General features: G+C 44.9%; 16 protein-coding genes. 14 read left to right on the forward strand and 2 right to left on the reverse strand.

What is annotated here, in order from left to right:
- From ACFRAK_RS15585 to ACFRAK_RS15650, 14 genes are all read left to right on the forward strand, one after another.
- Positions 1–1,500, forward strand: coding sequence for a chlorohydrolase family protein (locus tag ACFRAK_RS15585; RefSeq protein WP_394572036.1), 1,500 nt, complete (start codon positions 1–3; stop codon positions 1,498–1,500).
- A 99-nt stretch (positions 1,501–1,599) separates the two neighbouring features.
- A complete protein-coding gene (locus tag ACFRAK_RS15590) occupies positions 1,600–3,165 on the forward strand; it encodes a glutathione ABC transporter substrate-binding protein (protein WP_387603463.1) in 1,566 nt (521 codons plus the stop codon).
- A 168-nt stretch (positions 3,166–3,333) separates the two neighbouring features.
- The gene (locus ACFRAK_RS15595) at positions 3,334–4,581 is read left to right on the forward strand and encodes an amidohydrolase family protein (protein ID WP_394572037.1); all 1,248 of its coding nucleotides are present in this window, start codon (positions 3,334–3,336) and stop codon (positions 4,579–4,581) included.
- A gap of 24 nt (positions 4,582–4,605) precedes the next feature.
- The gene (locus ACFRAK_RS15600) at positions 4,606–5,856 is read left to right on the forward strand and encodes an amidohydrolase family protein (RefSeq protein ID WP_387705160.1); all 1,251 of its coding nucleotides are present in this window, start codon (positions 4,606–4,608) and stop codon (positions 5,854–5,856) included.
- Positions 5,857–5,884: 28 nt separating this feature from the next.
- A complete protein-coding gene (locus tag ACFRAK_RS15605; protein WP_394572038.1) occupies positions 5,885–7,132 on the forward strand; it encodes an amidohydrolase in 1,248 nt (415 codons plus the stop codon).
- Between the two features lie 407 nt (positions 7,133–7,539).
- Positions 7,540–8,835, forward strand: coding sequence for a uracil/xanthine transporter (locus ACFRAK_RS15610; RefSeq protein WP_387705156.1), 1,296 nt, complete (start codon positions 7,540–7,542; stop codon positions 8,833–8,835).
- 291 nt (positions 8,836–9,126) lie between these two features.
- Positions 9,127–9,402: a heterocycloanthracin/sonorensin family bacteriocin gene (locus ACFRAK_RS15615; RefSeq protein ID WP_387603478.1), complete on the forward strand. Its 276-nt coding sequence runs from the start codon at positions 9,127–9,129 to the stop codon at positions 9,400–9,402.
- 149 nt (positions 9,403–9,551) lie between these two features.
- Positions 9,552–11,501, forward strand: coding sequence for a putative thiazole-containing bacteriocin maturation protein (locus ACFRAK_RS15620; protein WP_394572039.1), 1,950 nt, complete (start codon positions 9,552–9,554; stop codon positions 11,499–11,501).
- A complete protein-coding gene (locus ACFRAK_RS15625) occupies positions 11,498–13,441 on the forward strand; it encodes a TOMM precursor leader peptide-binding protein (protein ID WP_387603483.1) in 1,944 nt (647 codons plus the stop codon). Before ACFRAK_RS15620 ends, ACFRAK_RS15625 begins: the two co-directional genes overlap by 4 nt.
- A 23-nt stretch (positions 13,442–13,464) precedes the next feature.
- Positions 13,465–15,036, forward strand: a complete 1,572-nt coding sequence (locus tag ACFRAK_RS15630; protein ID WP_387705150.1) for a SagB family peptide dehydrogenase — start codon at positions 13,465–13,467, stop codon at positions 15,034–15,036.
- Between the two features lie 135 nt (positions 15,037–15,171).
- Positions 15,172–15,390 carry a hypothetical protein gene (locus ACFRAK_RS15635; RefSeq protein ID WP_387705148.1) on the forward strand — a complete coding sequence of 73 codons (219 nt, stop codon included), beginning with the start codon at positions 15,172–15,174 and terminating at the stop codon, positions 15,388–15,390.
- 74 nt (positions 15,391–15,464) lie between these two features.
- On the forward strand, positions 15,465–16,895 hold the full coding sequence (gene pdxR / locus ACFRAK_RS15640; protein ID WP_394572040.1) for a MocR-like pyridoxine biosynthesis transcription factor PdxR: 1,431 nt from the start codon (positions 15,465–15,467) through the stop codon (positions 16,893–16,895).
- Between the two features lie 725 nt (positions 16,896–17,620).
- A complete protein-coding gene (locus ACFRAK_RS15645; protein WP_192206497.1) occupies positions 17,621–17,815 on the forward strand; it encodes a hypothetical protein in 195 nt (64 codons plus the stop codon).
- Between the two features lie 517 nt (positions 17,816–18,332).
- Entirely contained in the window at positions 18,333–18,782 is a 450-nt protein-coding gene (locus ACFRAK_RS15650; protein WP_387705568.1) for a YfmQ family protein, read from the forward strand.
- A 90-nt stretch (positions 18,783–18,872) separates the two neighbouring features.
- Here ACFRAK_RS15650 and ACFRAK_RS15655 read toward each other — a convergent pair whose 3' ends face one another.
- A complete protein-coding gene (locus ACFRAK_RS15655; protein WP_394572041.1) occupies positions 18,873–19,751 on the reverse strand; it encodes a MurR/RpiR family transcriptional regulator in 879 nt (292 codons plus the stop codon).
- Positions 19,752–19,857: 106 nt separating this feature from the next.
- Positions 19,858–20,550: an N-acetylmannosamine-6-phosphate 2-epimerase gene (locus tag ACFRAK_RS15660; RefSeq protein WP_387603501.1), complete on the reverse strand. Its 693-nt coding sequence runs from the start codon at positions 20,548–20,550 to the stop codon at positions 19,858–19,860.
- Positions 20,551–20,556: the final 6 nt, after the last annotated feature.

The raw sequence follows: 20,556 nt of genomic DNA on the forward strand, positions 1-20,556 counted from the left end.
ATGAAAACCAAGCTTAAAGGAAGATATGTAATTGGGTATGATGGACGCGATCATGTCATTTTGGAAAACGCCGAAATCGTTTATGAAAAAGACACGATTCTGTATGTCGGAAAAAATTATCCAGGAGAAGTGGACGAAGTAATGGATGCCGGAAACGCCATTATCAGTCCCGGGTTCATAGATTTAAATGCATTAGGGGACATTGACCATGATATTTTACATTTTGAAGCTGATGCCGACAGACAGAAAAACCTTCTATGGTCAGAGAATCATATAAAAAGAGGACATCCTGAATTAATGACCGGGGAAGAAGAAGCTTTTAAATCACTCTATGCTTATTCACAACTCATCCTTCATGGCGTGACGACAGCGATGCCCATTACTTCCGTTTTTTATAAAAACTGGGCTGAAACCTATGATGAATTGGCAGCTGCGGCAGAACATGCAGCTGGATTGGGGTTAAGGATTTACCTTGGTCCGAGTTTCCAATCAGGAATGAGGGTCGTCCAGCCTGACGGGAATATTAAACTGCATTGGGATGAAAAAGCCGGGGAAGCGGGATTACGGAAAGCGGTCGAGTTTGTGGAAAAATTCGATGGAGCGTATGAAGGCATGGTCAGAGGGATGCTTGCCCCAGAACGTATAGAGTCCCAAACGGCAGATCAATTAAAACAGATTAAATATTACAGCGAAAAATTGGACATACCCATAAAGCTGCATGCTGCACAAGGAAGTTTTGAATTCAACACCATCTGGAATGCCCATCAAGTTACACCGATCAGATATTTGTACGATCTTGGCTTTCTCGGTCCAAGAACAGGGATCCCGCATGCCCACTTTGTTTCAGGATATAGTAAAGCGAAATATGGACAGGGTGATGACTTGGCTTTGCTTGCTGAAACGAATACAACGGTGATTCATTGCCCCCTGATCATCGGGAGGCATGGGGAGGCACTGGAATCTTTCGCTGAATATAAACGTGCTGGGATCAATATCGCCCTTGGAACGGACACATTCCCTCCTGATATGTTCCAGAACGTCAGGACAGGCAGCATGCTCTCACGGATGGTGGAAGGAGAAACGGAAGGCTCTGTCTATGCCGATTTCTTTCGGTCAGCCACACTTGATGCGGCCGCTTTTCTTGGCAGGAACGATTTAGGACGCATCGCTGCGGGGGCCAAGGCGGATATCATCGCGATTGACTTGGGCGGTTTTCATATGGGTGTGATCGATGATCCCATTCGAACCATGTTCGTAAGCGGGTCTGGGAGGGACGTTAAATTATCGATCATAAATGGAAAAGTAGTCATGAAGGATCAAATGATCCCCAATCTGGATTTAACGGAAATCAGATATAAGGGACAACAATATTTTAAGAAGATGAGAAGAGGATATATGGAAAGGGATTATCAGGAGCTTGCGGAGAAAGAAATGTTTAAGCCATCATTCAAGGTCGTGGAATCGATAAGCGAGACGGAAGCAATTCTTGATAACAAGTAAAGAAAATGAAAAACATAGTAAAGATATTCGAAAAAAATAGTCAGAATATTTCCTATAATTAGATAAATATTCAAAAAATGAAATTGGGAGGCAGAGACCATGGGGTTAAAACGTGGGACAGGTAAGCTTTTTCTAGTCATGATCATGGCTATCATCATTACGGGCTGTTCTTCTAACAATGACGTAAACACAACGGCAAGTGATCCGAACCGGGCATCAAAAGAAGGGGGTACATTGGTCATTGCCCGCTTATCCGACGCTGAGAATTTGGATCAGCAGTTCATGTCCACGATTAACGCCGCTAGCGTCACTCACCATAAAGTCTATGAAGGTCTTGTACAACGGGATGAGAATAGTGAGATACAGCCAATGCTAGCAGAAAAATGGAAGCAAATTGATGACACGACCTGGGAATTCAAGCTTAGGGAAGATGTAAAGTTTCATGATGGCACGCCATTTAATGCAGACGCAGTAAAAAAGACGTTTGATCGACTATTAGATCCGTTGGTTGCATCTCCGAGGGCAGTCGTGTTCGAAATGGTAAAAGAGGTGAAACCGGTTGATGAATTTACCGTGCAATTCATTTTAAAGGAACCATTTTCCCCTCTCCTTTCCATATTGGCGAATCACGAAGGCGGAATCATCAGTCCGAAAACGATTGAAAAGTATGGCAAAAAGATCATCCAGGAACCGAATGGAACCGGTCCTTTCGTTTTTGATTCATGGTCCCCAGGACAGGAAATCACATTGACGAAAAACGACAGCTATTGGGGAGACGAGCCAAAAGTGGACAAGGTCATCTTCAAGGTCGTCCCTGAAGACTCCACGAGGATATCGATGATTGAAACCGGTGAAGCGCAAATCGCAGAGCCTCTTCCTGTAGCCGTCATGGACCAGGTTGAATCTTCCCCGGCAATGGATGTTTACCGCAGTGAAGGGTATGGTACCGAATATTTAGGGTTCAATGTCAATAAAGAACCGTTCAATGATGTAAGGGTCCGTAAAGCCATCGCCCATGCCATTGAAATGGACTCGATCATCAAGGGCGTCTTTAATAATGTGGGGGTGAAGGCGAACTCCTTGATGGGATCTAAAGTTTTCGGTTACAACGAAGACCTCGAAGCCTATGATTACAACCTGAAGGAAGCGAAGAAACTGATGGCCGAAGCCGGATATTCAGACGGCCTGGATGCAGCCATCCTGACAATGGACAGCAAAGAAAGAGTTAACTTGGCCGAGGTCCTGCAATCCCAACTAAAAGGTATAGGGATTAATTTGAAGGTACAGGTGATGGAGTACGGTTCGTTCGTGGAGCAAGTGAATAAAGGGCAATCGGAAATGTTCATCATCAGTTGGAGAAACGCGACCGGGGATGCCGATTATAATCAATATAACCTATTTCATACGGAATCACAGGGAGCGGCAGGAAATACATTCTTTTACAGCAATCAAAAGGTTGATCGTTTAATAGATGCCGCCAGGAAGGAAAAAGAAGAGGGGAAACGCAAAGAACTATACGCAGAGGCACAGGAAATCGAGATGGGTGACACCCCGTATATTCCTGTAAGGGTCATAGAAAATGTTGCTGCAGTCGCTAAAGAAGTAAAAGGATTTTCAATCAGTCCTTCAGGCTATCTGGAGATAAATGACGTAACGATAAAGTGATGGGAAGATAAGATGAAAGGGGTTCATCCATTTTAGGGTGAATCTCTTTCTTTGGCGCAATAAGTAAAAATAACATAAAAACGAGTAAAAATTCTGAAATGATTTGTTGATTTTTAGAACTATAATGAAAGTGATGCATATTCAATCTGGAGTGGAAGGGTGAGTTTAATGTCTCAATCGTATTGGCTGACGAATGTATGCTTGGAAAATGGGTTTACTTATAATGAAAACGAAACGATCACCGGCACTGAAACCGGAAATTACCACATCAAGATTGAAAATGGAAAAATATCCTCGATTATATTGGCAAAGGAATCGATAACGGATCAGGACCCACAGCATGATGTTCACGGTCTCCTGATGGTCCCCTCGTTTAAGGAAATGCATATCCACATTGATAAAACCTACTATGGCGGTCCGTGGAAGGCTTGCATGCCTGCCATTAATGGCGTGAAAACCCGGATAGAAGAAGAGCAGGTCCTACTGCCGGAATTATTGCCTACCGCTAAAGTAAGAGCGGAAAAAATGCTGGATTTATTATTGGACTTCGGCTCTACCCATATACGCACACATTGCAACATTGACCCCGTCATCGGTCTGAAAAACTTGGAGGCCACCATTCAGGCACTGGAAGGATATAAGGATAAATTGACGTATGAAATCGTCGCATTCCCACAGCATGGACTATTACGCAGCAATTCCGTCGGTTTGATAAGGGAGGCCATGAAGAATGGCGCGAATCTGGTAGGCGGCGTCGATCCCGCCACCATTGATGAAAACATAGAGCGATCACTTGAAACGATCATGGATATCGCGGTCGAACACAATTCCGATATCGATGTCCATTTACATGATCCGGATCACCTTGGACTCTTCACCATGCAGCGCCTCGCTTCACTGACGGAAGACGCAGGCTGGCAAGGAAGGGTCACGGTCAGCCACGCAAGCGGTTTGGCAGATCTTTCAGTCCCGGAGGCAGCGGGCATAGCCGAAAGGTTTTCGGAAACAGGAATATCGATTACATCCACAGTGCCGATCTTCAGAACGATCCCGATTCCCCTTCTTCATGAAAAAGGGGTGAAGGTGGAATTGGGTAATGACAGCCTCACTGATCACTGGACACCCTTTGGCATCGGGGACAATCTGGAAAAGGCCGGTCGCCTTGCCGAGAGATTTCGCATGATTGAAGAACGTTCCTTAGCGCAAAGCCTGCAATTCATAACAGGAGGGAAGACCCCATTAAACAAGGACGGGATCAAGGCGTGGCCTAATGTCGGGGATGAGGCGAATATCGTGTTGCTTGAAGCCAGCTGTTCTGCGGAAGCGGTGGCTAGAAGGGCAAAGCGTGCCGCTGTCATCTTCAGAGGCAAGGTTGTTAGCGGATCTATTTCATCTTTTGAAACGACAGGTGTTTAATCTTCTATTAAAGAGAGTGATTTGATGAATGAAGCATACTGGCTTACAAACGTTACACTTGATAGTGGATTTGTTTTTGAGAATGGACGGATTGACCGGACGAAGACAGCTTCATACAACATGTATATAAAAAATGGGGTCATAAAGGAATTGCAATTAGCTTCAAGTATGCCTTTGAAAACGGCTGATCCTGTTCACGACGCGGGAAAGCTGCTTGCACTTCCTCCTTTCAAGGAGATGCATAATCATCTTGACAAGACTTATTTAGGACTGCCATGGAAATCATGCATTCCGGTTCCGAATTTAATCGAACGCTTAAAGTTAGAAGCAAAAGAGCTTGCTGAACTGGCTGAAACCGGTCGGCTCCGGGCTGAACGGATGCTTCAACTATTGTTAAGCGGCGGGGCGACGCATGTAAGGACGCATGTTAACATCGATCCATACATCGGTATGAAGAACTTGGAAGAGATTCAAAGTGCATTATATCGTTTCAAAGGGAAAATGTCATACGAGATCGTGGCTTTCCCTCAGCATGGACTGCTAAGAACGAATTCAAAAGGGTTGATGAGACAAGCGATGAAAGAAGGGGCGTCTTTGGTGGGCGGCCTGGATCCTGGCGGCGTGGATAATAATATAGAAGCTTCCCTATATGAAATGGTCGATTTGGCAGTTGAATTTGATGCGGATATTGATATTCATATACATGATCCCGGTCATCTAGGTTTATATACGATCAAGAAACTCGCTTCTTTGATCGATGAAGCAGGGTGGAAAAACAGAGCGGCCATCAGTCATGCTTTTGCACTTGGTGATGTTTCAATAGGAGAATCAAATGAACTGGCCAGTGAACTATCAAAACTGGGGGTAGCCATCATGTCTACAGTTCCGATCAACAGGGTCATTCCCCCGATTGATTCACTGCATGAAAAAGGTGTCCATGTTGCCCTTGGATGCGATGGCTTTTATGACTCCTGGTCTCCGTTTGGTACAGGGGATATGCTGGAAAAGGCAGGCCGATTGGCCGAGAGGTACAACTGGAAGGACGAGTATGCATTGTCCCAATCGCTCCAATTCATTACGGGAGGGATCAAGACACTGGACCCTGAAGGAAATCGTTTATGGCCGAATGTGGGAAATGACGCTAGTATGGTTTTTGTCGAAGCATCTTGTGCTGCCGAGGCAGTTGCCAGGAGATCGAAGCGTGCTGCGGTTATGGTCAATGGAAATCTGGTTTACGGCGGACTCGATCGCGAATCTGCCTTGAAGTCGAATTGAAGGTCTATTTCAAGAAGGGATGAAGATCATGAATACAATCTATTGGTTAAAGAATGTTCGTTTGGAATGTGGTTACAAGATAGAGAATGAAAGAGTTACAGGAACGATGACCGGGCTATTTCATCTGTTGATGGAGGATGGAAGGATTGCGAAGGTTGTCAAAGATGGGGAAGCCATACATGATGATTTACCGGTGGAGGATGCAAAAGGGTTGCTGGCGTTACCATCCTTCATCGAAAAGCATGTTCATCTTGATAAGACACTGATGGGGGATGTTTGGAGAGCGTGCACTCCTTCTTCAAGTGTCATTGAACGCTTTGAAAATGAGAAGCGGGTTCTGCCTTCCATAGCAACAAGCACATGTAAACGTGCAGAATCTTTACTGGAAATCCTTTTAGCTTCCGGCTCTGCACATATACGGACCCATGTTGATATTTATCCTGAAGTGGGATTGCAAAACTTAGAGCAAGTGCAGCAGGCGCTTGCTGGCTATTCTCATAGACTCAGTTCAGAAATAGTCGCATTTGCGCAGCACGGATTGTTGCGGTCCGGTTCAGTCAAACTTGTCAGGGAGGCATTGCGAAACGGGGCAGGAATCGTCGGGGCGGTCGATCCAGCAACAGTCGATAACAATATTGAAGCATCGCTGGTTCAATTGATGGATTTGGCAGTGGAAGCGAACGCTGATGTGGACTTGCATTTGCATGATCCAGGCCATCTGGGCACGTTCACCATGAAACGCTTGGCAGCTCTTACCAAGCAGGCCGGCTGGGAAGGCAGGGTAGCATTAAGCCATGCTTTCGGTATCGGGGACGTATCCAAGGAAGAAGCCTATGATTTGGCTGACATTCTTAGGGATGCGGGGATTTCCATCGTCACTAGTGTCCCTATTAACAGGCAGATGCCCCCTGTTGATTTATTACATGAAAGAGGGGTTGAAGTATCAGTAGGAAATGATAATATCTTTGATGTATGGTCCCCTCTTGGGAATGGTGACATCTTGGAGAGAGCAGGAAGGCTCGCAGAACGTTTCAAATGGATCGATGAAGTTTCACTTTCCCGGACACTCGGGTATATAACCGGCGGAAAAACCCCGTTGGACGAAAAGGGTAACCAGGTATGGCCGAAAGCGGGAGATGCCGCAAGTCTGGTGTTAATTGACGCAAGCTGTTCTGCAGAGGCAATTGCCAGGCGTTCTGAACGTAAAGCAGTCATTTATAAAGGAAACGTAGTTTCCGGTTCACTGTATAAACAAAAGCAGTCAATTGAAAGGTAAGACTAATCGAAAAAGGATTTCCGGATACTTCCGGATTTCCTTTTTCGTTTTGGTTATGGAACGGCTTCCGCTTCCATGTACTTTTACTTACTTATGTTATATGCTGTGGAAGTGATTTTTTCTATATTGGTTAAGGAATCCCTTCCGTGTCATTGTCGTTATTACACAAATATATTTTAAACAGTCTCGCTTATCCCTGTCCATTTGCCTTGCAGCCTTAGTCAAGCCAACAAATTAGCAGGGAGCCGCAGTCTTTGTTACTATTAATGGTAACGTTATCATATCGCATGCCCCATCCGGGGACCGCGTTTATTAGCATGGTGCTGTCTTATCGCCTTTTTCAATGGAAGGGCAATTGAAATTCACCATGAGCTTGAAAAGTATCATGTTCAAAGGAGATGGAATCTATGAAAAGTTGGAGTTCTTCTGTGACTCTATTTTCTTCTTTTCAATGGTTGTTTTTTATTTTTGCAAATACGGTAGTAGTGCCCATATCGATTGGCGCAGCTTTTGATCTGCCTCCCGATGTTACGGAAATGACCATGAGAAGCTCGCTCATTTTCACCGGGATCGCTTGCGTGTTTCAGGGGTGGAAGGGGCATAAGTATCCACTCATGGAAGGTCACTCCGGTCTATTGTGGGGAGTGATGCTGAATCTAGGGTTATCAGCACCATCCTTAGGGCTCGGTTATGCCGAAATAGGAGGGGGAATTGCTACTGGCCTCATTGCAGCTGGTGTCGTGACCCTCATTATTGCTGCCTTCAACCTGATTTCTTTTGTCCAGAAGATTTTCACCCCCATGGTCATGACGGTTTATTTATTCCTTCTGACGTTCCAGCTCATCTTTGTCTTTTTCAAGGGGATGCTTGGGATTACGGAGAATGGGGAAATTAACATCCCGGTCAGTTTCCTATCAGTGGGGATTGTACTTCTAGTAAGTATATTAAAGATAAAAGGACCAAGGACCTTAAGCAATTTCTCTATATTGATCGGGATTATGGTGGGATGGATTTTTTACGAGCTGCTATTTCCGGAGGCCGGGGGAGAAATGGGATCGACGGGTGCCGCTTTTTCACTTTTCCCATTAGGTGCTCCAAATCTGGAATTCGGGATCATAGCGATTTCCTTTTTTGCAGGATTACTGAATTTGTGTAACACGTTCGCTTCCATTCAAGCCGCATCGGAATTAATCGGTGATGAAGCTGAACACAAGCAGTATCGGAATTCTTTATTCATGACTGGCGGTTTTACCATTTTCGCTCCGTTGCTTGGACTTGTTCCGTATACACCTTTTACTTCGTCCATCGGATTTTTGCAGAGCACTCAAATCTATGAGCGGAGGCCCTTCTTGCTTGGAGGCATGCTATTGACCATAATTGGGCTCATTCCTCCTTTCATCGCTTTCCTGGCCACCATGCCGATAACAGTCGGGAATGCAGTATTGTTCGTTGCTTACCTTCAGCTGTTCGGTACGGCTTTCAATAGCGTCAAGGGCCAGCATTTCACTTCAGACACGATATTCAGGCTTGCCGTACCAGTATTGATTGGAGTGAGCTTGATGAACATCCTGCCTAATGCATTTTCGAACGTTCCCACGCTTTTACAGCCATTTTTGACGAATGGGCTCATAATGGGCGTATTGATATCAATCGTGCTGGAAAAATCGGTGAACTGGAATCGTTATGAACAGCTGCAGAACTAAGACGACTTCGAAAGTAATGGCTATACATAAAGGATCGTCCTATTGAAATAAGGAAAAAAAGAAAACCGGAAGGGTGTTAACCTTCTGGTTTTCTTTTTTTTCAATGATCGTCCAGGTATTCATCGTAAACGGCTTTTGCAGAAATTAGGCGCTATAATCAGTGGCAATACCCACTCCCCTGACATATTTTGTTGAAGGAAGTATTTGACGTGGTATCAATTCCCTGACCATTTCGTTCAGATTTCCTGTTCTAAGCACTACCTTATAAATAATAAACGGAGGTTATATAATATGTATGAATTTCAAAATCAATTGCAAAACCTGTATGTCGATGATTTCCAGGTGACTCAGCCAGTTCCTTGGGATCAAAGCCAGTTCCAGCCAGGATATGCTGCTGACGATTCCCGACTCATTGGTTTCGGTTTTGGTTGTTTTGGTTGCGTTGGTTGCTTTATTGGGGGCTGTGGGTTCGGTCGTTGCGGAGGTTGCGGAGGTTGTGGGTTCCGTTGCGGGGGTTGCGGACGCTGCGGAGGTTGCGGCGGTCGTTGCGGACGTTGCGGCGGTTAAGTATCCAGATTTACTAAAGGAAGTCCCTGCATGTACAGGGACTTTTCTTTATTGCATTAGACATAAGGGACAAATTGTTGTACATAGGATTAAAGTGAAGTGCTGTGCTAATAGCAGTACTTAAAATGCATCGGGTTAGGAGGAGCGGAATGGTGAATTTGACCCCTTCTATGCGTTTGAAGGTGAAGAGAGATACGTTTTTTCTTCCGGAACCGAATAGAGGTGTGTATTTCAGGAATAACATAAGTTCGTTCCGTATGGAGGGCGGCTCGATCGTCCAGTGGATTGAAAAGCTATTACCGATGTTCAACGGAAACCATACATTGGGAGAGTTGACGGATGGATTGCCGGGCCCATACCGGAACAGGGTGATGGAAATTGCCGAGGTTTTGTACGGCAATGGGTTTGTACGGGATGTAAGTCAGGAAAGTCCCCATCAATTGAGGAATCAAGTACTTGAAAGGTATGCTTCACAAATCGAGTTCCTGGAAAGCTGCGGCGATTCCGGGGCTTACCGTTTTGAAACTTATCGAAAGAAGAAGGCGTTGGCCATAGGCTCTGGCCCATTGTTCCTTTCATTGGTGTCCTCGCTGTTGGAATCCGGATTGCCCGCATTCCAAATCTTCATTACGGACACGGTACCGACCAATAGAAAAAGATTGAATGAAATCGTGGCGCATGCGCGTAAGACGGACGACGAGGTTTCCATAGGGGAGGTCGTGCTTGAAAAGGGAGAAGAGATTGAATGGCAGGAAATCGTGCAGCCTTTTGACACGATTTTATATGTGTCACAAGAGGGTGATATAGAGGAGTTAAGAGAACTTCATTCGGTTTGCAGGCAAGGGAAAAAGATCCTGTTTCCTGCATTGATCATCAATCAAGTAGGCATGGCTGGTCCGCTTGTCCATCCGGATTCCAAGGGGTGTTGGGAGTCTGCTTGGCGTCGCTTACATCAAGCTGAGCTGGAAAAGATTCAGGCACCATCTTCCTTTTCCGCGACAGCCGGAGCGATGTTGGCCAATATAATGGTATTCGAATGGTTTAAAGAGGCTACAGGCGTTACGGCAGCAGAACAAGCCAATCAATTTTATCTGTTGGATATGGATACAATGGAGGGAAAATGGCATCCATTCATTCCCCACCCGGGAGTGACGGGAAAGGGGACTGCTGCATGGATTGAAGATTTTGATCAGCGGCTCGAACAGAAATCGGAACCGAGTAAGCCGGGTAAGGTGTTTATGTATTTCAGCCGATTGACATCCTCGGAAGCCGGGATCTTCCATCGTTGGGATGAGGGAGATTTAAAACAGCTGCCGTTGGCCCAATGCCGAGTTCAGGTTGTTGATCCGCTGTCGTCCGGTCCGGCCGAACTGCTGCCCGAAATCATCCGTTCAGATCTGACGCATGAGGAAGCGAGAAGGGAATCCGGTCTTTCAGGAGTTGAAGCATATGTATCCCGAACACTCAGCCAGCTCATTCCGACTCTTACACCGCTTCAGGGGGCAGAAGATATAAAGGAGTCGGCCGTCGGTATCGGAGCAGGGGAAACATTTGCTGAATGTGTCTGCCGTGGACTGCAAAGCTATTTGGATAAAGAGCTTGACAATAAGCGGTTCAACCAGGAGAAACTCATGTCGGTGCAGTTGGCTCAAGTGGAGGATGAACGCTGCAGGTATTATCTCCAAGCGCTGACCCGTCTGCAAGGAGAACCGATCATCGCATTGGGTGAGGAAGTGTCCGGTTTCCCGGTAGTTTGGGCAGGAACGAGCGACGGCTGGTCCGGAGCTGTCGGTTTGAATGTAACGGTCGCATTACGGAACGCGTTGCAAAAGGCCGTCATGAAAGTCCAAAACCAGACCGTTTGCCTCACAGCTCCAGATTTAGTGGCATCGCCTGTGCTTAAGGAAGAAAAGCCCTTGAATCTTGTGATTCCTTCATGCGGGGTGACGGGGGATTCCGAGATATTAAAGTCCGCCATTCAAGTCTTGAAGAAGAATAAGAAGCGAATCTTCGTTTTCGAATTAGAACTGGAAACTTTCTTGAAGGAAGAAATGGCAGGAGTGTTTGGGGTGCTTTTGCGAGAGGAGGAATCAGGGTGAAAACTGACGTATTGGTTGTCGGGGAAGGAGTGCTGGCCGACCATGTTCATGGGGACCTGTCCGGCCAATATCAGGTGAATCGCCAAACCGATTTCGAGGCAGGAATACCGCAAACGACGGCTATGGTCCTTCTGCTGCAAGATGCCTGGAATCCAGCTGTCCATTTAAAGGCGGAAGAGGTGATAAGGCAAGCGGGCATTCCATGGCTGCGGGGGTTCGTTTCATTTGGAGAGGGAGTGATAGGTCCGTTGGTGCGCCCGGATGTTCCTGGCTGCTCACAATGTGCGGACCAAAGGCATCTCATGGCCGGGCGTGATCGAAAAGAAATGTGGGAAATCCGCAAACAGCTGGAGGAAAATGGGGGGATGGATCGTGATGCGGCTGCATCACGCACAGGCCTTTTACAGATGGCCCACTTGATTTGTGCAGAGGTAAGGAAGGCGATGAAAGGAGAACGCGCCTGTTCGGAAGGGCGAGTATCAATCATCAACTTGAAAACGCTGAATGGCTCGTGGCACTCATTTTTACCAGATCCATTGTGTCTGGTTTGCTCAACATTACCTGATGACTCGAAGGAACGGGCCAGAATTACGTTACAGCCAAGCCCGAAAATCAGTCCCGACAGTTACCGTACCCGTTCAATGGAAGACCTGAATGAAGTTCTGGCCAAGGATTACTTGGACCATCGCACAGGTTTCTTGAATAATAAAATGATTGACCTTGTGCCGCCATTTGCCGATGTAAGTGTTAATTTGCCTTTATTCATAGGAGATGAGGGGGCGGCAGGCCGTACTCTCTCATATGCGGCCAGTGAGATGACGGCCATATTGGAGGGATTGGAAAGATATTGCGGTATGGAGCCCCGCGGTAAACGGACAGTCATACATGACAGTTACAACAACCTTAAGGATTTTGCGCTCGATCCGATCAGGATAGGGGTACACTCGAAGGAAAATTACGCACAGCGGGATTTCCCGTTTCAACCGTTTAATCCTGACCGCTCGATAGATTGGGTATGGGGCCACTCATTTTTGCAAGAGCGGCCGATCTTGGTCCCGGAATTGCTTTCCTATTACAGCTTGGGCTGCGGTCATGGGTTTGTCTATGAAACTTCCAATGGCTGTGCTTTAGGGGGAAGCTTGGAGGAGTCCATTTTCTACGGCATCATGGAAGTGGTCGAACGTGATTCGTTTCTTCTGACCTGGTATGCGCAGCTGCCGCTCACACGTCTTGACCCTTATTCTGCAAATGATAAAGAACTTGAGCTGATGATTGACAGGGCGAGGGCGGCAGCTGGGTATGATATCCATCTGTTTAATTCGACCATGGAACATGGTATCCCGAGCGTATGGGCGTTGGCTAAAAACAGGAAACAAAAAGGATTGAATATCATATGTGCGGCAGGGGCCCATCTGGACCCGATCCGGGCCGTGAAAAGCGCGGTCTTCGAGTTGGCTGGCATGATGCTGACACTTGACGATAATTTGGAAGAGAATCTGGATGAGGTTGAGAAAATGCTGCATGATTCTTCACTGGTACGGAAAATGGATGATCATGGCATGCTGTACGGTTTACCGCAAGCCGAAGAGCGACTGCAGTTTCTGCTGGATGATGACCGCCCAATGCGAACATTCGCTGAAGAATTCGGGGAAAAGGTGAACCATTCGGACTTGACGGAAGACTTGCAGGAAATCCTTCAGGAGTTTCGCCGATTGCAACTCGAGGTGATTGTGGTGGATCAGACGACACCGGAAATTGCACGAAATGGATTACATTGCGTGAAAGTGCTGATACCGGGGATGCTGCCGATGACATTCGGCCATCATCTTACCCGCATAACGGGGCTTGAGAGAATACTGAGGGTTCCGATGGAACTTGGATATGCTGAACGGCGGCTTGAATTCGAACAGCTCAATCCGCATCCGCATCCTTTTCCATAAGCGGTGATTTAGGAGGTTGGAGGATGAGTCTAGAAGCATTTTTGCACAATTTGCATTTTGATATCGAAAAGGCAAGTCCGCCGGATTGGGAAGTGGATTGGGATGATGCACCGCTGACGTATAAGCTTTACCGTGACTTGCCTGTTTTTCCGCTATCACTGGAGGTGCCGCTGACGCTGGAGGGCTGCAGCGGGCCTTCAAAACAGGACCTTAAAGGAATCGGTCATTTCCTCTGGTATGCATATGGCCTGACCCAAGTCAGTCAGGTATCGAGCTCCTCGGAATCTGAGGACCTCATGCAGTCATTCCGGCGTTTTCCGCCATCAGGGGGAGCTTTGTATCCAAGCGAATTGTACGTGTACTTGAAGATGGAGGGATTACCTGCTGGTGTATACCATTATGATGCGGCACACCACCGGCTGGTATTGCTGCGGGAAGGGAATTTTGATTCATATATAACAAAAGCTCTTGGAGAAAACTTTGATATGTCCGCATGCTTTGGCACGGTTTTTGTATCGACGATGTTTTGGAAAAACTTCTACAAATATAATAACTTTTCATATCGTCTGCAAGGCCTGGATGCAGGCGTGCTTCTTGGACAGTTGCTCGAAGTGGCGAAACGGTTTGGAATCGCCGCTGGGGTGTGCTTTCAGTTCCTTGATCGGGCCATCAATCACCTTCTCGGGCTTTCCGATGAGGAAGAGAGCACATATGCGGTGGTCCCCTTATCGGCAGACCCCGCATTTTGGTGTACTGTTGAAAGTAATAGTAACGGACCTGTCACTTCGACAGAATTATTGCCGGAATTGCCGGGCATTCAGCCTGAACACTATGTTCGGTCGCAAAGAATCAGGGAATTTCCGATGCTGACTAAACTGAATGCAGCATCCATGATCGAAACCACCCAATCATTCCGGCGGATCAGTCCGAAGAATGGGACGAAATCCGAAGGACATATTGTAGCCCTTCCTATCGTGAAGCGGCTGTCCTATGACTTGGCATCAGTTTGCCGGAAGCGGTTTTCACCTGAAATGGACTTCGCACTCGGGAAAGTCAGTCAATGGCAGCTGGCTTCTCTACTGCAGGAGGCAACCGCTTCGTTCTCCTATCGAAATGACTTGGATGGAAAAAACGTGAACGATGAACATCGCGTTTCATTATATGCTTGTTTGTATAATGTGGAAGACATACAAGATGGTGCATACCAATACGACAGCACGACACATACATTGCAACAGATACAATCGGGAGATCAGCGGGTCCGATTGCAATACGGAATGTCCCTCGATATCATGAATTTTCAGCAAGTGCCAATCTGCATACATGTAGTTGGCGATCGGGACCATTCCAAAACGCAACTTGGATATAGAGGATACCGCATCCAGCAAATGGAGGCGGGGATGCTCGTTCAGAAATTACTGCTAGCTTCGTCAGCGCTCGGAATGAACGGGCACCCGCTGCTCGGCTTTGATGTGGAAATGTGTGATGAACTTTACAAGATCGGTGGTGGTCCTCAAGGAAAAACGAGCCTGATCCAAATCCCGATCGGCCATCATCGGAATCGTCCCTGGCTGAAGGGAAGTTTGCATAGTTAAAAATGTAACGATAGCCTTCATTCCTTTTAAAGAATGAAGGCCGTTTCTATTCAATGAGGAAAATCCGATTATTAATAAAGGCACTTTTCGTTAAGATTGTTGTTTTTAAAACGAAACGATTTAAGGTTGATTGGATTGGAAGTGCAAGACTCCTGCGGGAGCACCGCCCGCCCCGCGGAAAGCGAGCATCTGGAAGGGAAATCAACCACACCACATTACTTGGCAAATGGCAACAAAGTATGCGAAAACAGCCTTAATAAAAAACTGGAACTTGAAAAACGGTATAGCTTCCAACCTAAGAGTGCAATAATCCCGGCCGAGGATTATACTGATATAAAAGGTTTTATCATTTAAGGGAATGAATAAGTAGATAAAAAAGCCAATAATTTGGAACGCTTTTAACAAAACCAATTTAAAGGATGTAGCTTATGGAATGGAGAACGGATAGAAAATCCAAGGAGCCTTTATATAAACAAATAGCTGGTTATATTGAGAGTGGTATTGCTGATGGAACATTTTTACTAGATAAGCCGTTACCTTCTGAGCGCTACTTGGCACATGAACTGGGGGTTAACAGAAGTACAGTTGTAGCAGCTTATGATGAATTGGAAGCAAATGGGTTAGTTGAACGAAAAAAAGGAAGCGGAACGATGATCAGCAAGGATATATGGGGAATCAACAGAAAACGTATGCCTAGTTGGAATAGATATATCGAAGCTGGTTCATTTTTACCCAATTTGCCGGTAACCCAAAGAATACGTAAAGAAACGGAAGGAAATAATCTAATAAACTTAGCTAGTGGGGAGGTATCAGAAGACTTATTTCCGGTCCAATCCTTACGTGAAATCATTTCGAGTAGGTCCTTTATTGGAAGTTTAGGTTATGATCACCCCCAGGGCAATGCAGTTTTAAGGGGCACAATTACTAATCATGTAAAACAGTATAGAAAAATTGATACTCATCCATCTTCCATACTCATTACCTCTGGTGCACAGCAAGCCATACATCTCGTTGTCCAATGCTTGCTAAAGCCAGGCGATGCCGTTGCATTGGAAGATCCATCATACGGCTACAACCTTCCCATTTTTCAATCCGCAGGACTAAGAACTTTTCTTTTACCAGTTGATAAGGATGGCATCAACCCAGAAGATTTACTAGCACTACATAAAAAACATCGAATCAGGATGATATTTATGAACCCTGTTTTTCAAAACCCAACAGGAACTGTACTTCATATCAACCGACGTAAAAGGATTCTAGAGATTTCATCCGAATATGGAATACCGGTTGTAGAAGACGATCCTTATAGTTTAACTTCCTTTTCTGGGGAAAAAATCTCTACTCTTAAATCGATGGACAACAACGGAAATGTTTTATATATAAGCTCTTTGTCAAAAATTGTTGCTTCTGGCTTAAGAATTGGCTGGATAATAGGACCGAAACCAGTTATAGAGAGACTGTCTGATGCTAAGCAGCAGGTTGACTTCGGCCATGGCTCCTTCACTCAATGGATAGCAAATGATTTTTTGGAGTCAGAGTATTTTCCTGCCCATATTACTTATTTAAGAGAGCAGCTAGAAAAAAGAAGGAATGCAATAGTTTCAAGTCTTAACGAATTCCTGCATAAAGAAGTTGAGTATTTTTCGCCAAATGGTGGAATTCATTTGTGGTGTAAGCTGAAGGTGCCTTTGAACGAAATAAAGTTACTGGAGGAATCTATCAAAAGAGGAGTTATATACGTTCCTGGTTCAACATTAGGTACAAATAAGGAATATGTACGCTTTACTTTTGCAAGGGAAAATGAGGCTTCAATTCACGAAGGCATCAAAAGGTTTGCAGAGGCTGTAAAAAGTTTATAAGGATATTCTCAGACTGTAGACAAACTCGATTTTCATTGAGTTGTCTGCAGTCTTTTTATGGCTTGTACAACTTAGATGTTGATTTCCGCTCCAGGCACCCGCTTTCCGCGGGCGGTCCGGGAGCCTCCTCGGTTAACGCCTGCGGGGTCTCCCGTGGCCACGCTTTCCCGCAGGAGTCTCGTGCCTTCCGTTCCAATCCACTTTGTTTTATCAGTAAGAAAGAGCTTCTTTTGTCTACATTTTGTAGGGGTTTGTGCAATTTGATTTCCGCTCCAGGCACCCGCTTTTCGCGGACGGTCCGGGAGCCTCCTCGGCTTATGCCTGCGGGGTCTTCCTTAGACGCGCTTTTCCCCCAGGAGTCTCGCGCCTTTCTCTCCAATCCACTTTGTTTTACCTTTTAGATCGAACCCATTTGCCTAGAGTCTTTGAATAGAATCATGTTTAGAAAGCATTCTCATCTCTAAAACAATAGTCTTTGCATTTTTCTGTGTATATTAGCGGAAATTCAGCAAGTGGATGGTGGAAATTTCACTTAATTGGATGGTCCTAAAATTGGTTGTTCTTTTATTATAGAGAAGTAGGGTTTTCTAATATATTTACGATGAGCGATCGACCTGCCAATCAGGAACGATTTTTTGTGTAGTTTCACTACGATATTCGATGAGAATCAGAATAATTTGAAATGGCTCAAGGAAATGGATAATAATATGGGGAGGCATTTGATCATGACGATAAGTATAATATTAGTAGTTGCCATTAGTTTAGTTGCCTTGGTTGGGACCCTTTCGCTAGCGGGGAAGAGTGATAGTGATTATTCCGCGGCAACGAGAGGGAATTTGTTGAACCTTAGTTATATTTATATAGGTCTTGCCCTAATATTAACTGTGGGCATCGTCTACTTCGTAATAAAATTAGCCTAAGATATCACGTGAATGATTGCTATAATAGCATATCAAAATGTATATAGGCTTAATTTATAAAGCTCATGTTTTGTAAGTGATATACAAGACATACTCTATTTGCAGGGAATTGTGAATTTGTTCACATATGTGGCGAAAATGTGAACGAAATAATCTGATTGATACGTGAAAAAATCACCATTGCAAGCTGGGTGAACAAGAAACACGGTAATAGAACGGTCACTTCAAAGAAAACCTGACCGCCTCTTTCAATTAAACTTTAAATTAGGCTTTTCTCGTTAAGATTGTTGTTTTTAAAACGAGACTATTTAAGGTTGATTGGAGTGGAAGTGCGAGACTCCTGCGGGAGCAGCAGGACAGGTGAGACCCCACAGGCGTTTACACCGAGGAGGCTCACCGCCCGCCCCGCGGAAAGCGAGCATCTGGAGGGGAGATCAACCACACCACATTACTTGGTAAATAGCAACAAAGTATGCGAAAACAGCCTTAAATTATAACGTTGCGGAGATGATGAAATATGACAGTGCCTGTATTGATTTTGACTATTATCTTAGGTTTGCTTAAATTATTAGTTACCTGCCTACCAACCGATGCAGTGAATTGGATTCTGGGTAAATTTAAAATACATTCGGAAATTAGTGGCGAGGATGCAATCGTAACCTATGATGGAAATCGTTTGGAAGGTGAAGACAAAGTTCAAGTCATTAATTATTTTAACGAAGCTAAGTTTTTGAAAAAGAATCATATATTCCCAGGGAACGAGGAATTGTTTTTACATCCAGAGAACAGTGGGATTCCAATAATGATTGATACTAAAAGAGGAAAAAGCGATGTTCGATTATTTGTGTACATTTACAATGACCATGTGGATGTAGTCAAACAGTACAAGAATAAAGTAGTTGCGTATAGTCTTCTTTCCGAGAGCCTCCAAGAACGTTCCATGCCAGTCATAAGGAATTTAGTTTAAAAGGAATATATAAAGTGGACTGCATCCCAATTGTTAGTAACATCCAAGCATTGGCGATGCAGTTTTTTATATTAACGGATCGGCCAAAAGTCAGTCGTTCTCGGTCAATACCTTTAAAGTCTTTTCCCTGATGCTGATCCTTTTTTTATAATCTTTAGCGACCAACTCTGTATATATTAAATCAAAAAGTAATAGCAGCGGAAGCAATGGTGAAATGTTTTGCCCCATATGCATGCTGTTCTTGCTCGTGACCGATAGCGATATATCGCCAAGCTGTGAAAGCTCGGACTTTTTATCTCCTGTGAAGATCAAGATGCGTGAGCCTTGCTTCTTTGCAATTTTAACTGAAGAAATCACTTCTTTCGTTGTTCCGGAAATGGAAATGCCGATGACAACGCTATTCTCGTTACTTAAAGCTGCATCCATCATTGACTGATGGGGATCTGTAATGGCTTCAACAGCTAAGCCGATACGGAAAAACTTGGACTTGAACTCCTGGGCCGCTATACCTGAACTCCCAATTCCATAAACATGAATCTTATTTGCCTGTGTAAGGTAAGATACAGCTTTTTGGATATCGTCATATGTGGTTATATGAAAGGTATTATCAATGATACCTAAGTGGTCTTGATACAGTTTAGCGAAATAATCCACCTGCTTGATGTTCTTCATATTTTTCGGTGTATTGCGGAGATCCACGAACCTTTTTAACTCATGCTTGAACTCATTGAACCCGGAAAAGGCTAATTTCTGGCAAAAACGTGTAATGGTTGCAGGTGAAATATGAAGCTTTTTAGCTATTTGACTAATGGTTAACTGACTTACTTCTTCAGGGCGCTGCAGAATGTAATTGGCCAATTCTTCTTCTGTTTTGGTGAATTTGTCCATGCTGCACTCAATGCCATATATGAGGTTTTCTGCGAGATATTCCATTTGACCACCCATTTCAAATTTCTTATATGTATTCATAGTTTAATGTATCCATTAGGGACGTCAATAACCGAATGATCCATGAATCGTAAAAAAGACCCAAACTGTTTCCAGTCTGGGTCTTTTCATTACTATGTGCAGCGTTCTATTCTTGGATGGCATCCACGAATCTTTTAGTGATTTGCTGCGGTCTGGTAATGGCACCGCCCACTACTACTGCATGGACATTCATATCCAATACAGAGCGGGCGATTTCCGGTGTTATGACATTTCCTTCCGCGATCACTTTCGCTTTTTTCACTGCTTTTACGATCTCTTTAAGCACAGCATAGTCATCCTGATATATTTTCTGGCCGAACGTTTCGTCCGTATAGCCGTATAAAGTGGGCGCTACGATATCGAATCCTAAATCGTCAGCGAATATGGCTTCCTCAATGGTGGATACATCGGCCATTAGTAAAACATCTGGATATTTTGCTCTTATTTCACCATAAAACTGCTTTAACGTTTTACCGTCCGGTCTTACCCGGGATGTAGCATCCGTCGCAATGATTTCCGCTTTGGATTCCATCAATGCATCAATTTCGGCCATGGTGGGAGTGATGTAGACATCGTTTTGTCCATACACCTGTTTAATGATCCCTATGACTGGAAGGTCCACATTTTTCTTGATTTCCATTATGTCAGCTACAGAGTTTGCGCGAATGCACTTCGCACCGCCTTCCTTGGCAGCAATGGCCATGCGCCCCATAATAAACGAGCTGTGCAGCGGCTCATTCTCCAATGCTTGACATGATACAATTAAGCTTTTGTGAATTTTATCCAGCACCTGTTGCATGTTTAA

It is taken from the genome of Peribacillus sp. NPDC056705 (assembly GCF_043656335.1).

What these genes read in the sequence shown, in the direction of transcription:
- ACFRAK_RS15590 (WP_387603463.1), top strand. Translation starts at nt 1,600, where the DNA reads ATGGGGTTAAAACGTGGGACAGGTAAGCTTTTTCTAGTCATGATCATG.
- ACFRAK_RS15650 (WP_387705568.1), top strand. Translation starts at nt 18,333, where the DNA reads ATGACAGTGCCTGTATTGATTTTGACTATTATCTTAGGTTTGCTTAAA.
- ACFRAK_RS15615 (WP_387603478.1), top strand. Translation starts at nt 9,127, where the DNA reads ATGTATGAATTTCAAAATCAATTGCAAAACCTGTATGTCGATGATTTC.
- ACFRAK_RS15655 (WP_394572041.1), bottom strand. Translation starts at nt 19,751, where the DNA reads ATGAATACATATAAGAAATTTGAAATGGGTGGTCAAATGGAATATCTC.
- ACFRAK_RS15610 (WP_387705156.1), top strand. Translation starts at nt 7,540, where the DNA reads ATGAAAAGTTGGAGTTCTTCTGTGACTCTATTTTCTTCTTTTCAATGG.
- ACFRAK_RS15605 (WP_394572038.1), top strand. Translation starts at nt 5,885, where the DNA reads ATGAATACAATCTATTGGTTAAAGAATGTTCGTTTGGAATGTGGTTAC.
- ACFRAK_RS15660 (WP_387603501.1), bottom strand. Translation starts at nt 20,550, where the DNA reads ATGCAACAGGTGCTGGATAAAATTCACAAAAGCTTAATTGTATCATGT.
- ACFRAK_RS15595 (WP_394572037.1), top strand. Translation starts at nt 3,334, where the DNA reads ATGTCTCAATCGTATTGGCTGACGAATGTATGCTTGGAAAATGGGTTT.
- pdxR (WP_394572040.1), top strand. Translation starts at nt 15,465, where the DNA reads ATGGAATGGAGAACGGATAGAAAATCCAAGGAGCCTTTATATAAACAA.
- ACFRAK_RS15620 (WP_394572039.1), top strand. Translation starts at nt 9,552, where the DNA reads ATGGTGAATTTGACCCCTTCTATGCGTTTGAAGGTGAAGAGAGATACG.
- ACFRAK_RS15600 (WP_387705160.1), top strand. Translation starts at nt 4,606, where the DNA reads ATGAATGAAGCATACTGGCTTACAAACGTTACACTTGATAGTGGATTT.
- ACFRAK_RS15585 (WP_394572036.1), top strand. Translation starts at nt 1, where the DNA reads ATGAAAACCAAGCTTAAAGGAAGATATGTAATTGGGTATGATGGACGC.
- ACFRAK_RS15645 (WP_192206497.1), top strand. Translation starts at nt 17,621, where the DNA reads ATGACGATAAGTATAATATTAGTAGTTGCCATTAGTTTAGTTGCCTTG.
- ACFRAK_RS15630 (WP_387705150.1), top strand. Translation starts at nt 13,465, where the DNA reads ATGAGTCTAGAAGCATTTTTGCACAATTTGCATTTTGATATCGAAAAG.